This is a genomic window from Bacteroidota bacterium, assembly GCA_036522515.1.
GTDB lineage: Bacteria > Bacteroidota > Ignavibacteria > UBA10030 > SZUA-254 > VBOC01.
The window spans coordinates 1-13,447 of sequence record DATDFQ010000045.1 but is presented as its reverse complement, the minus strand read 5'-3'; the positions used below and the strand labels follow the sequence as shown (position 1 = coordinate 13,447).

Below are 13,447 nucleotides of genomic sequence, written 5' to 3'. Positions count from 1 at the left end.
CCGGCGCCGTCTTCCCCTCCGCGAACACAAAAAAAGGAGAGAGCGAACGCTCTCTCCTTTTTTACATCTGCGGTGATGCCCGAAGAGGCATCAACCGGCGGATCAGTACGTGCCGCCGCCGCCGCTCGACTTATTGACCCCCGCATACACCGTGGAGGCATCGGTGAGTGAGCTCATAATCGCGGCGCCCGGAAGTACGCTCATCGTCGCCGCTCCGCCCGCGGGCTGATTGGCTGCAACGAGAGCTTCTCCCCAGCCCATCAGGATAAACTGGAGGTTGGGGTCGGTCGCCTGGATTCCGTGGTTCGAAACCCAGTTGAATTCCAGCGCGAGAAGTTGCTGGGTGAGGAGATCCAGATCGCTCTTCACCGGCTTGTTCAGGATATTGTATGCTTCCTGGAGTCCGTCGCCAGTCCCGAGCTTGAACGGATCGGTGAGGATCAGTCCGCGGATGCTTGCAATGAACGTGATCAGAGTGGCCTTGCTCACCGTGGGGCTTCCGCTTCCGGTCAGAGCCGAGGAAAGTTGCTTCTTCCAGAATCCGGGCGTTAAGCCGGTCGTGGGCAGAATGCCGAACTTCAGGTCGTTGATTAACTTGCCGGACTTGGCTGCGAACCCGAAATTGTGGCCGGGCGAATCGGGACCGCCCGTGACGGATACGGAGCTGGCGGTAGTCTTGGAAAGATACGTTGTTCTGGTGGATGCAACAGTCCCGGTGTCGGCGACAACCGTATACGTTCCGTCCAGCACCTGTTCGAACAGGTAATTTCCGTTCAGGTCCGTCGAACGGGTTGCCATAAGCGTATTGCCTGTGCCGAGCAACAAGACGCTCACGCCCGGGATTCCGGTTTCGCTTCCGTCCCTGACACCGTTGCTGTTGGCGTCGGTGAACACCGTGCCAGAGATGTCAAACACTCTCGCGCACGCACCGGCGATGAATCCGACGGAAGTTCCCTGGTTCGTGTTGACCGAAGTGAGAATGATTCCCTCTTTGACGGTCCCGGCGTAGGTCAAAGTGAAATTCAGGCTATCCGGTTTGTTCGTTCCGTTGCTCGGATGCCACTCGATGCCCGGGTCGATGTTCGGGTCATTGTTCGATGTGACGCCGTTGCCGGGAGACGATGCGGCGAGAGTCCCGGCGCATCCCGGAAGCTCCAACCGGTAATGCATGTCGACGTTCGGTCCGGTGACGAGGTACGAAAACGTCGTCTGGTTGTTGGCCAGCGACCGTCCCAGGTAGGTAACAGTAAACCCCTGGAGAACGACGCTTTGCGGGATATTGGCGACAGGGGTGGAGGCCCTCAGTCCGTCGTTCGGCTGGGACTGAGTCGGCATCGATTCGGTCGGATACTTCGACCGTTCGCAACCTGACATAAGGACGAAGAGCGCGACGATGACGGCGGCGCCCAACGCTGCGACTGATGAGACAGTTTTCATGAACAACTCCTCCTGATAGTGGATAGGTGTTGGTTACTTTTTTTCGGTCTTGAACAGAAATGAGGTGTACGATTGCCACGGTGCCGATGCGCGGGTAACTCCTCCCGGGGTTGTCATCGCATAAAACTCCGAAGACGTACTTGCTTGACAGATCAGCGCAAGGATTGGCGAAGCGATACCGGGGAACCGTAAACAATGATTAAAGATAAACTAATTTCCTTGAGATGCAAGGGGGAGGGTCGCATTTTACCCGTATTGTCCCCGGAATTTTCCGGCGCGTCGTGAGGGGGTGACCGGCCCGGACACAAGGGGTACCCGGCGGGACTCAGGGCTGCGGGGCGGAGCGGTTCCTTCCGTTGTACTGGAGGACAAGCATCGTAATGTCGTCAGCGTGGGGGAACCCGGCCTCGAATTTCTCCACCGAGGTATAGACCGATTGGACCATTTCCCTGAGGGGAAGGTCTTTTGACTGCTGCAGGCAGGTGATAAGGTTGGATTCCCCGTAGAGCTCCCGGAGGTGGTTCATCGCCTCGGTCACCCCGTCGGTGAACATAAAGAGCTTTTCCCCGGGCTGGAGGGAGATTTTCTTGACATCATACTCGATATCGTCGAGCATCCCGAGGAGAAGCCCCTCCGTGGGCTGAAGCGGCTCGACCGACCCGTTATTCCGGACGACATAGGGGGGGTTGTGGCCGCCGTTGGTGTATTGTATTTCCCCGGTGCGGGTATTGAGGATTCCGTAAAAAATTGTGACGAACATGGCCATATTGCTCTCGGGAATCAGCAGCGTATTGACCCTTCGAAGGCACTCCCCGGGATTGCCGATCTGCATTGCGATCGATTTCAGCAGCGTCCGGCTTACCGCCATGAAGATGGCCGCGGGGACGCCTTTTCCCGAAACATCCCCCACGACGATCGCCAGCCTGTCCTGGTCGATGAAGAAGAAATCGTAGAAATCTCCGCCGACCTCCTTCGCGGTGATCATCTGGGCGAAGATATCCATCTCCGTCCGGGAGGGGAACGGGGGGAACGTCCTGGGGAGGATCGACTGCTGGATCTTCGTCGCGGTGTTTAAATCGCTCTGGACGGAGACCAGTTGTTCGTGTTCCTCGCCGGCGCGTTTGATGATCTCCAGATGATGGAGCGTCTTGTTGATTGTCAGCTCAAGGTCGTTGAAGTCGATCGGTTTTGTCACGAAATCGAACGCCCCCCGGTTCATGGCGGTCCTGATGTTTTCCATATCGCCGTAGGCCGAGACGATGACCGCTTTCAGGGCAGGGTTGTTGAATTCGCCGATCTTGGTGAGCAGCGTGAGGCCGTCCATCTCCGGCATATTGATGTCGGACAGCACGACGCTCACGTCGGGATGCTCGGCGATCCGCACCAACGCCTCGACTCCGCTCTGCGCGAAGAGGAACTCGTATTCGTTCTCGCGGATCTGCTTCCGGAATTTCTGGCGGATCAACGACTCCAGATCCGGTTCATCGTCCACGACAAGCATTTTAACGGGCATTCCGCCTCCCGATCGTACTAAAGTGCAAGGACATCTTTCTTGAGTTTGTCGAAGTCAAGCGGTTTGGTAAAATAGTCTTCGGCGCCGAACTGCATTGCTGTCTTGTAATTGGTCTCGTCGCCGTACGCCGTAATCATGCAGACCCGGAGCTGGGAGAAACTCTCCTTCACATTCTTGAGCAGCTCGAGGCCCGTCATTCCGGGCATATTGATGTCCGATAGGACGAGGACGACGTCGGGTGTCGAGAGGCCCTTCAGGAACGCAAGCGCTTCCTCGCCCGAGAAGGCGAAGACCAGTTCGATAACCCCCTCCCGTATCTCCTTCCGAAACCGCTGCCTGAACAGGAATTCGACATCCCGTTCATCGTCAACAACCATCACTTTCATGGCGATACCCTTCTCTCAGGATAGGTTTTTTGGGATTGTGATCGTGAATTCTGCGAACTCACCCTCCTTCGAATCGACGGTGAGCTCCCCTTTATGTTCGTGAACGATGATGTCGTAGCTGAGGGAGAGGCCGAGTCCCGTTCCCGCCCCGCTCGGCTTCGTCGTGAAAAAGGGATTGAAGATCCTGTCGAGGATGTTCCGGGGAACGCCGTTTCCGTTATCCCGGATCTTCACCTGGACCCTGTCGCCGAGGTTCTTGGTGCAGATGGAAATCGTCGGCGTGAACCCGTCCAGCCTCATTTTCTTTTTTTCGTTCGCGGCGTAACAACCGTTGTTCACGATGTTCAGGAAGACCCGGCTGATGTCCTGGGGAACGACCTCTATTTTTTCCAGGGTCTCGTCATAGGAACCCTCGATCTTGACGTTGAAGGAGGAGTCCTGGGCGCGCAGGCCGTGATAGGCGAGATTGACATACTCGGCGAGCAGCGCGTTGAGATCCGTGGCCTGACGCTCGCCCGCCTTGCCGCGGGAATGAAGAAGCATCCCCTTGACGATGCTGTCGGCGCGCTTACCGTGATCGTTGATTTTGGTGACATTCTGCTCGAGATCACTCAGGAGCTCCTCGATGACCGAGGCGTTCGCCGGGTCGAGCTTCGCCCTCTGCTTGTTGAGCTCCTCTTTGAGCTCCTTCGTGAGGTCGCTCGAAAGGACCGCAAAATTGTTGACGAAGTTCAACGGGTTCTTGATTTCGTGCGCGATGCCGGCGGTGAGCTGGCCGAGCGAAGCCATCTTTTCCGAAAGGACAAGTTGTTTCTGCGCCTCCTGCAGTTCCCGGAGCGCCGCGACGGCCTGCTCGCGGCTGGCTTCGGATTGCTCACGGGCGAGTTGAGCGTCCCTCAACGCTTCTTCTGTCTTCTCCTGCTGCCGTTGAAGTTCCCTCGTTCGCTCGTTGACGAGCGAGAGAAGTTCGGTTTCCCTTCGCTTGAGCTGGCGGACTCGCAGGGTATAGACGCCGGGTCCAAGCCCCGCGAAACCGAAGACCACCAGGGCATAGAACCACGAGGTCTGGTAGAAGAACGGCCGGAGTGAGAAGGAAACGGAGGCGCCGGTTTCGTTCCAGACGCCGTCGTTGTTCGCCGCGATCGCCCTGAACGTGTACTCTCCGTGGGGAATATTGGTGTAGTACGCTTCCCTCCGGCTTCCCGCGTCGACCCACTCCTTGTCGAAGCCCTCCAGCTTATACTTGTAAGCGACTTTCTCCGGCCCGAGAAAACTGATCCCGGCATAATGAAATTCGAATTTTGTCTTCCCGGGAGCGAAGTCCGATTTGCCCTGAGGGTCGATCGATTCGCCGTCGACCTTCACCTGCTCAATCACGACCGGCGGCGGGATCGCGTTCAACGCGATCTCCGAGGGGCGGATCATCGCGACCCCCTTCACCGTCGCGAAACAGAGTCTTCCATCCCGCGTCCTCCATCCGGCCGGCTGATTGCCTCCATTGCATTCCCGATTCTTCATCCCGTCCGCGGTACCGTAGGCGATCGAGTGGACCCGGTCGATCTTTCCGTCCGCGAAATCGTTCAGCTCGTTCCGGCTTACGCGATAGATGCCCTTATTGCAATCGGTCCAGAAGTTGCCCTTGTCATCTTCGAGGATCAGGTACGAGGCATAATCGAACATGCCGTCCTTGGGGGTGATCGGCGTGAACTTGCCGTCCTTGAACCGGTTCAATCCGCCGCTGGAAGTGCCGCACCAGAGCGTACCGGCGGAATCCTCGTGGATGACGAACACCTGCGGATCCGAGAGGCCCTCCTTTGTCCCGTAGTTGACAAATTTCCCGTCCTTGAATTGACTCACTCCATTATCAGACGAGATCCAGAGCGAGCCTTTGCGATCGATCATCACGTCGAGCATAACCTCCGAGGGGAGCCCGTCCCGCTTCCCGAAGCGTGTGATGGCACCGTTCGAAGAACGGAACAGCCCGCTGCGGGTGGCAATCCAGATAGAGCCGTCATGATCTTCGGTCATGGCGGTGACATTTTGGGTCGAGATGCCCTTTACCACCGCGATCCGGGCGGGAGACTTCGCGGAAGTTCCCGGGACAAGCAGATTCAGCCCTTTGTTCGTGCCGATCCAGAGGGTCCCCGACCGGTCTTCGAAGAGCGCGCCCAAACCGTTGAAGGAGAGACCCTGTTTGGTCGTATAGATCTCAATCGCACCGTCTTTATACCGGCTGAGGCCCCGGTCGAACGATCCGACCCACAGACTGCCGTCGCGGGATTCGCACATGACGCTGACCAGGTCGCTTGCGAGCCCGTCCTCCGCGGAAAGCGTGATGAATTTTCCGTCCCGAAGGCGGATCAAGCCGCCGCCGTTCGTCCCGATCCAGATGCTCCCCTCCTTATCTTCGAAGAGAGATCTGAGATCCGAGGTCGGGAGGCCGTTCTGCGTGGTGAAATATTCAATGGCATCGGCGGCCGATCCTTCCGCGCCCCCCCGGTGTCCGATACGGCCCAGCCCTTTGCCGTTCACACCGAACCAGATGTTCCCCTCTTTCTCCTGGAAGAAACCGGCGATATCGTTGAAACTCCGGTCTTTTTCCCGCCGGTAGTTGACGAACGCCCCATGTTCATAGCAGTCTATCCCTTCGTCAGTCCCGATCCAGACATTTTTGTTCCTGTCGACGAACACGGAATGGACGTGATTGCTCGAGAGTCCGTCCTTCGTCGTGAAGTGCGAGCGCGTTCCGTTCGTGATCCTATCGAGCCCCCGGCTCGTGGAGATCCAGACATTGCCCAGGCTGTCATCCAAAAAGGCGGCCGCGATGGTTGTCCCGGCCGTGTCGGTGAGTTTGAACGTCCTACAAGTTCCTCCCGAGGAGTCGGGGATAAACTGATTTACCCCCTGCGGCGTCTCGAACCAGAGGCTCCCCTTGCTGTCGCAATAGAGCCCCAGGAGCGTGTCGCTCGCCAATCCGTCCTTTGTCGTGAAATTCTTAAGCGTCTCGTTGCGGAAGCGGGCAAGGCCGTTCAGTGTCGCGAACCAGATTGATCCGCGTTTGTCGTCGGCCATTCCGTTGACGGTGAGAGACCCGAGACCCTCTTTTGTCGTGTAGATCTTGGATTTGCCCTGCTTCAAACGGGCGACTCCGGCGGGAGCGCCCGTCCTGAACCAAATCGCCCCATCCTGGTCCTCCAGGAGTTGAGCTATATTGTGGTTCAGCAACTCCGGACAGTTACTGCGGTCATAGACGGTGAAACGCAATCCGTCAAAGCGGACGAGCCCTTCCTGTGTGCCAAACCAGAGATACCCGTCGCGCGATTGAATGATCGCTTCGACCGTGTTCTGGGGAAGGCCGTTGTCGGTCGTCCACACCTCTCGAATGTACTGGGAGATCGCCTTGCGTGGATCGAGGGCGAATGCGCTTCCGGGGAGGCTTGCGCAGAGAGCGGCCAGGACGAGGCACCCGATCAGGGGCCGTATCGAAGCTTTTTTCTTCATCTCGGGGTATGTTGCGGCACTTTTAAACAAGTCGAAAGATACTCATAAAATCCTCTCTCCGCAACACTACGCGGCCCGCCTCATCGCCGCGCTCTGCGCCGCAATCCGGACGGTCTCGAGGGGTCGGTAGCCGCAGCCTTTAGGCTGCGGTCTTTTCCCGACATGGCACAGGTCCTCGATCAAAAAACCCGCAAGCTAAAGCTTGCGGCTACCGATACCGCGGATCTCGTTCTGCCGCTCCGCGGCGCTCTGCGCCGCAACCCGAATGGGACCCGCCATCTCGTTTGACGTTATGCAACTAATTGAGTAACTTCCCCGTGAAGTCCAGCCGGTTTCCGAGGGGTCTATGGATCCGAACATCGTCATCCTTGCCGCGGGGATCTCCTCGCGGATGAAAAAGTCGATAGAGGCGGAGGCCCCGGTTGAGGGGAATCTTGCCGACGACGCCCGCACGAAACCCAAATCGATGATCGGCCTGGGGGAGGGGCGCCGCCCCTTCCTTGACTTTCTGCTTGAGAATGTGCGGGAGGCGGGGTATTCCGACGTTGTCCTTGTTCTCGGCGAAGGGGATTTCGCGACGCGTGAGTATTATTTCCCGGCCGGCGGAAGCGGCGGCTTTCCCGGACTCCGGCTCACAGCTGTTCTTCAAGCCATTCCCCCGGGACGCAAGAAGCCGCTCGGAACCGCGGATGCCCTCCTCGGGGCGCTCAGATCAAGAACCGACTGGAAGGGGAAGAAATTTACCGTCTGCAATAGCGATAACCTCTATTCTGTCCGGGCGTTGCGCCTTCTTTTGGAAAGCCCCTGCGAGTGCGCGCTGATCGATTACGACCGTGTCGCACTCGAGTTCGAGCCGTCGAGATTCGAACAGTTCTCGGTGATTGAGAAGGATTCGGAGGGGTACCTCACGAGGATCATCGAAAAGCCATCGGCAGGGCAAATCGCCGCTTCGCCCGACGCGGCAGGAAGAATCGGAGTGAGCATGAATATCTTCCGCCTCTCCTATAACCTTATTCTGCCGATTCTCGGCCTGGTTCCCCTCGATCCCCTGCGCGCCGAAAAGGAGTTGCCGGCCGCGGTCATGATGCTGGTCGAGCGGCATCCGAAATCGATGGCGGCGATACCGCTTTCGGAGCATGTTCCCGACCTTACGTACCACAGCGATATTGCGCATGTTCAGGAGTTTCTGAAGCATACCTCTCGAAACGATCTATAGCCGCACTCTCATCCCAGAAGGAGGTCGTGAAATGAAAAAACAACTCTCCGTTCTCGCGCTCGCCGCACTTGTCGCAGCCGGTTGCGGCAGGAAGGCCGAAGAACATAAACTTATTTTTGCCTTCGTCCCGAAGTTGCTCGACAACCCGGTGTTCCAGGTGGCATGGCAGGGGGCCCAGGCGGGGGCGAAGGATCTCGGAGGCGGGGCGATAGAAGTCCAGCGCTTCGCGCCGGTGAAGTCCGATGCGGTTGAGCAGGCGCAGATCATCGAGAGTCTGATCGAGCGAAAAGTGAACGGGATCGCCCTCTCCGTCAATGACGCGGATGCCCTCAAAGAGTCGATCGACAAGGCGGTCGATGCGGGGATTCCGGTCGTCACGTTCGATTCGGATGCCTCCAGGAGCAAGCGCAAGTCGTTCTACGGCACCAATAACGCCGGGAGCGGGAAGACGATGGGTGAGTACCTCGTGAAATACATGGGCAAGAAAGGAGAAATCGCGCTCCTGATGGGAACTCCCGGCGCTCCGAACCTTGAGGAGCGGAAGAACGGACTCCTGGAATATCTCAAGGAGTATCCCGACATCAAGGTTGTCGCCACGGAGTATTGCTACGACGACGTGAACAGGGGAGTGACCGGGATGGAGGCCGTCATGCAGGCGCATCGCGACCTCAAGGGATGGGTGTTGATCGGAGGATGGGGAATCTTCACGCCGCCTCCCGGTCCCTTTGCTTCCAGGAAACCGGGCGAGCTGACGGTGATCGCCTTCGACGCGCTTCCGGAAGAACTCGACTACGTCCGGCAGGGATATGTGCAGGCCCTGATCGGCCAGAAACTCTGGGGATGGGGGTATGAGAGCGTGCGATTGCTCAAGGATATTTCAGAAGGAAAGAACCCCGCGCCGGTCATCGACTCCGGAGTCGATATCGTCACAAAAGAAAATGCGGAAGAGTACGCGATGAAATGGAAGACCGGGAAGTTCTAGGAGCCTGTTCATAATGAGGGCTGGGCTGTTCACCCGAAGGGGAAAAATGTCCTGGATCCGGTGATGAATTCCGGGGCCAGGTAAGTGTCAGATTTGTGATCTGCATCATAGCCTGTCTGAAATTTATCCCTTAATTGGGGGGTATTCCAGCAAGACGCTTTTTCCATCCGTTCGTCAGATTTTCAACGACAACCTGGGAGTGATGCATTCCGGCGAATTCATATTTTTGAATGTTGCGGTCTTAACGGCGATTCCCTGCCTGTTTTTGGCCTACCAGTATTTCCTCCTGCGTAAGAGAATCAGGTCGGGAAAATACCAGGACCTTTCTATCGAGTAAAACGAGTAAGAGATGTAATCTCAGGTTTCTTCTACCCTTCACCTCTGCACCGCCGTGGCCCCGACTTCTCCTATGATCCACTTCTTCTGTAAACTCAATTCGGTTCCGATCTAAAGTGTCATCCTGAGCGCAGCGAAGGATCTTCCCGGTAGAAAAACCAGATCCTTCGGTCGCTTCGCTTCCTCAGGATGACAATGCGCCAGGATGCGGGATCCTTCCGTCGCTACGCTTCCTCAGGATGACAAGGCGCCAGCCTTCCAGGCAAAAAGTTCTACATTATCCTGACAAATCTCTGACACGCTTGCAGTAGCAAGTTCGTACCCTGAGAGTGTGAAAAACGTACTCCAGTGGTTATTCACAATCTGCGTCGTCTGCACCTTCAGGTGCAGCCCCTCAACCGGCCCGGTTGGCCCCGATGTCCTGAGCAACCTCCGCTTCGCGCCGAGCGCGTTCGATTCCTTCAAGAGAAACACCGAACTGAAGTTCTCCCTCAAGGTGCCGGAAACCTTGAATATCAGCATCGTCCGGCGGAACGCCTCCGGTGCGGATTTCCGCGTGAAGATTCTCATCGGGAATGCCCGCGAGACGAGAGGTTCTCACTCCGTGAGCTGGCTGGGAGACACCGACGACGGGCTCTTTGCGCCCGCGGGCATCTACTTCGCCCTCGTCGAGATCGGTTCCCAATCGTATGAGACTTCCGTCCAGGTCTTTCATTTCTGAATCAAACCATTACTCCGCTTCTCAATCCACAGGTCTTCAACCTAATAATTGGAGGGTCCCATGTTTAAAACAGAGTTGTCCATTCGACCCCGCGCGCGCATCGCGCTCACGGCATATTCGCTCGCCTCGGTTTCGATGATCTTTGTGACGCTGGCGATTTGGTCCGGGGGATGTAACGAGGATTCGGAACCCATTCCCGCGATCGAACACCCTTCATCGCCCCAGGTCCAGTCCGCCGGTTCGGAATTCCTCATCGGCCTCCTCGATGAGCTGAGCGCGATTGCCGACGGCGGTGCCCAGATCCCGGCCGGTTCAAGCGGCGTCATGAAATCCACATCCCGCCGGGAAATGGCGACCGATGGCGGAAAACGGATTATCGCATCGACCGCCATCGACACCACCTTTGTCTATGGAGAAGTGACACCCGACGGATTTGGCGCGGTCGTCACCGAGCGCCATCAATATCCGAAAGGCCTGCTTCTCATCACGGTCCGGAAGACGCACGGGGTACCGCAGGGGGGAATCGTCTCCGAAACAAGGAAATACATCTCGTTCGAAGACCTCCGGCTGGATAGCGCCCAGCAGTCGAACGTGACCGACGTGTACGCCTTGACGGGAGATACGATCGTCACACATGTGCTGCGGAACGGCATACTCGAGACATACACGTTCCGCCTTCCGGTTGTGACGCGGGTCGTAAGTCCTACGGATGGGTCGGTCCGCGTCACCTCCCGTTTCGGGGAGGCCGGTTCGGTTGTTTCCGAAGTCAGGGACGGGAGCGGAGCGCTCATCCAGCTGCGGAAAAACAACGGATTGGCGGACGGAAGTGTCGTGAGCTACACCCAATTCGCTGATTCGACCTGGCGGAGCATTCGAACAATCGGGCGGGCCGACGGCACCGTCTTCCGCGAAATAACATCGGGTCCGTAACCGTCTTTCCGGCCAAGGTGCAGCCATGCCCGATGCCCCCCATATCACACTCATCCTCGCCGGACTGATTCTTCTCTGGTTCTCCCCCGGGGTTGCGTTCGCTCAGGCGGATTCCGCCAATGAGCCGGATGCGGCCCCGGGTCTCTTTCAAGCAAACCTCTCCGGCGATCAACCCGGTAGCGAGGACGATTCTCTTCAGTTGAAGCTTCTTGATATCGAGTCCCGGCGGTTTCGTCGTCAATCGGATCATACAACTCTCTGGCACCGGCTCATCCCCTCAGTGCGCTTTTCTGCCAGCTTCGGATGGAAGGATGTCATTTTTCTCGATCCCGCGACGCTCGCGACCTCGCTTCTTCCGAAAGATGCATACAGAATCACAATCGGGATCTCCCTCGATGATATCCTCGATGATTCAAAACATGCAGAAGCTGAGATGATGTTGAACAAGATCGGGATCGAAACCCGGCACATCCGGATCCGGCGTGAGAAGTCGAGGTCCGGACTCTCGGAGAGACTGGAGAAAGTGCGTATCGAACTTGAGTCGCTCTGCGCGGAAGCGGCCGTCGTGGAGGATGAAGTACGCTTCAATGAAATGAGGTTTCGACAGGGTAAACTCGATTACGATGGGGTGCTGAAATCGAAACTGAGACTTATTGAATTAAATTCACGTCTCCAACTTCTCATGCTGGAAGAAAGAATGCTGGGACGCCAGCTCTCACACGATGTACCGCAATGAACCCTCGATGAATAAACGAACCCGCGGCCGTGCGCGCGCCGTGAAAAGGAAAAAGACCCGGAAACGGCCTGAAACCGTGCTGAAAGAGTCCGGTTCGCCCAAGCCAGAGTCGGCAGAAGCCGACGGCGAGAATCAGACTGTGGAGGACGTCCGGCTCCGGCAATACCTCGACCTTCTCCAGAATCTCTACTCATCGTTTCATCGGGGGGCCTCAAGAATCTGCGGCGACAGAGCCATGGCAGCGATTGCCCTCGCCATAGAAAGAGTTCGGTTGAAGGAGCAGGGGTTCAACCCCGAAACCCTGACTCAGGAGAGCGCCCTTCTGGTACTCGACCTGATCGAGTGCACCATCCTGAACGCGCCTTTCTTCAAGCGGTCCTCTCTCCGGCAATCGGCTCTTACGCAGGTATCGGAGATGTATGGCAGGCACTTCGATCTCCTCGAGCATTTTCAAGCCGTCGAACCGCTCGAACAGTTCTATTATCGTCTCAAAAAATGAAGTGTTCCGAATTGAACGGGCCTTCGCTGCCCGGTGATGGATTATCTTCGATGACAGGCCCGACACACGTAACGTTTGCGGAATTTCTCTACCTGCTTCTGCTCACAACGACGGGGGTATCACTTAATCCGTTGAACGCGGCGGTGATCGCCCTTTCATCGCTCTTGCCCGATGTCGACACCGCGGCGAGCACAGCCGGCAAACTCGCGCCGTTCATCTCGCTGAGGATCGAGCGGCGATTCGGCCACCGCACGATCACGCATGCTCTCATCTCGATCGCGTTTCTCGCGGCGGCTGCGCTGCCTCTCACGCTCGTGAACAGGGATTTGTACGTCTGTTTCATGACGGGTTACGCCTCTCACCCGTTTCTCGACACGATGACCGTCAACGGCGTGAAGCTCTTCTACCCCTTTTCTCCCGCCAAGTGCGTGTTTCCGCTTGAGGTGAACAACCCCCACCGGTACCGGGTTCGCACCGGGGGAAAAATGGACAGGGCGCTGGGGCTCATCTTCCTGCTCGGTTGCGTGCCGACATTCATCGTCTCCTATCAGGGGTACGAGCGCTTCATCCGGGCAACGCAACAAAATATTGAGGCCGCGGTTCGGGACTATGGCGAATTATCACGGGACAATACCGTCTTCGCCTCGATTACCGCATACAGCATGCTGACAAAACAGCCCCTCGAAGGGAGAGTTGAAGTCATCGGAGCGTTGAATCCACACACGTTGGTATTTCGTGGGCCTGACCGGATGCTCCATACGATGGGGAAGGACTTTCAGGCCGATTTCGTGGTGCGGACCATCCTCTGTGACCCGGGCCGACCGGCCAGATACAGGATTCAACATGTCGATGTGGGCGGGTGGCTTCTCGCCGAAGTGATTTCCTCACTCGACACATCGGCCGAAAACTTTCTTTTCGGCGATCTGACGACAGGCGACAGGGTCTCGCTTCCGGAAAATATCAGGGTGTTTACACCCGTATCGGGAAGCGCAGGCACGATCCGGTTCAATTTTGCCTCGTGTGAGGATATACGCGCATGCAATCTGGAAGGAGTTCTGGTCACCAAGGGAGTTCTCACCATCAAGACGATTCTGGCGAATGGGTCCGGCGAGCCTGATTCGGGATCCGGCATCCATTCCAGGCCCGAGAGCTATTCCAGGGTCGTCTCACTGATCGATCCGAAGGATTCC

At 57.2% G+C, this 13,447-nt stretch carries 11 protein-coding genes; 7 read left to right on the top strand and 4 right to left on the bottom strand.

Annotated elements, in window-relative coordinates:
- Positions 1-102: 102 nt before the first annotated feature.
- The 4 genes from VI215_08605 to VI215_08590 form a co-directional block, all read right to left on the bottom strand.
- On the bottom strand, positions 103-1,437 hold the full coding sequence (locus tag VI215_08605) for an SdrD B-like domain-containing protein (GenBank protein ID HEY6192367.1): 1,335 nt from the start codon (positions 1,435-1,437) through the stop codon (positions 103-105).
- Between the two features lie 325 nt (positions 1,438-1,762).
- A complete protein-coding gene (locus tag VI215_08600; GenBank protein ID HEY6192366.1) occupies positions 1,763-2,950 on the bottom strand; it encodes a SpoIIE family protein phosphatase in 1,188 nt (395 codons plus the stop codon).
- Positions 2,951-2,967: 17 nt separating this feature from the next.
- Positions 2,968-3,336: a response regulator gene (locus VI215_08595; protein ID HEY6192365.1), complete on the bottom strand. Its 369-nt coding sequence runs from the start codon at positions 3,334-3,336 to the stop codon at positions 2,968-2,970.
- 15 nt (positions 3,337-3,351) lie between these two features.
- Positions 3,352-6,837 (bottom strand): two-component regulator propeller domain-containing protein, encoded by a 3,486-nt coding sequence (locus VI215_08590; GenBank protein ID HEY6192364.1) that lies wholly within the window; start codon positions 6,835-6,837, stop codon positions 3,352-3,354.
- A gap of 346 nt (positions 6,838-7,183) precedes the next feature.
- Between VI215_08590 and VI215_08585 the strand changes: the two genes are divergently transcribed.
- The 7 genes from VI215_08585 to VI215_08555 form a co-directional block, all read left to right on the top strand.
- A complete protein-coding gene (locus VI215_08585) occupies positions 7,184-8,053 on the top strand; it encodes a sugar phosphate nucleotidyltransferase (GenBank protein ID HEY6192363.1) in 870 nt (289 codons plus the stop codon).
- Between the two features lie 31 nt (positions 8,054-8,084).
- Positions 8,085-9,035 (top strand): sugar-binding protein, encoded by a 951-nt coding sequence (locus VI215_08580; GenBank protein ID HEY6192362.1) that lies wholly within the window; start codon positions 8,085-8,087, stop codon positions 9,033-9,035.
- A gap of 667 nt (positions 9,036-9,702) precedes the next feature.
- Entirely contained in the window at positions 9,703-10,092 is a 390-nt protein-coding gene (locus VI215_08575; protein ID HEY6192361.1) for a hypothetical protein, read from the top strand.
- 60 nt (positions 10,093-10,152) lie between these two features.
- Complete coding sequence (locus VI215_08570; GenBank protein HEY6192360.1) at positions 10,153-11,022, top strand: hypothetical protein; 870 nt, start codon at positions 10,153-10,155, stop codon at positions 11,020-11,022.
- A gap of 25 nt (positions 11,023-11,047) precedes the next feature.
- Positions 11,048-11,758, top strand: a complete 711-nt coding sequence (locus VI215_08565) for a hypothetical protein (protein HEY6192359.1) — start codon at positions 11,048-11,050, stop codon at positions 11,756-11,758.
- A gap of 7 nt (positions 11,759-11,765) precedes the next feature.
- Complete coding sequence (locus tag VI215_08560; protein HEY6192358.1) at positions 11,766-12,257, top strand: hypothetical protein; 492 nt, start codon at positions 11,766-11,768, stop codon at positions 12,255-12,257.
- A gap of 50 nt (positions 12,258-12,307) precedes the next feature.
- Positions 12,308-13,447 (top strand): metal-dependent hydrolase (locus VI215_08555; GenBank protein HEY6192357.1); only part of this gene is annotated, 1,140 nt, incomplete at its 3' end.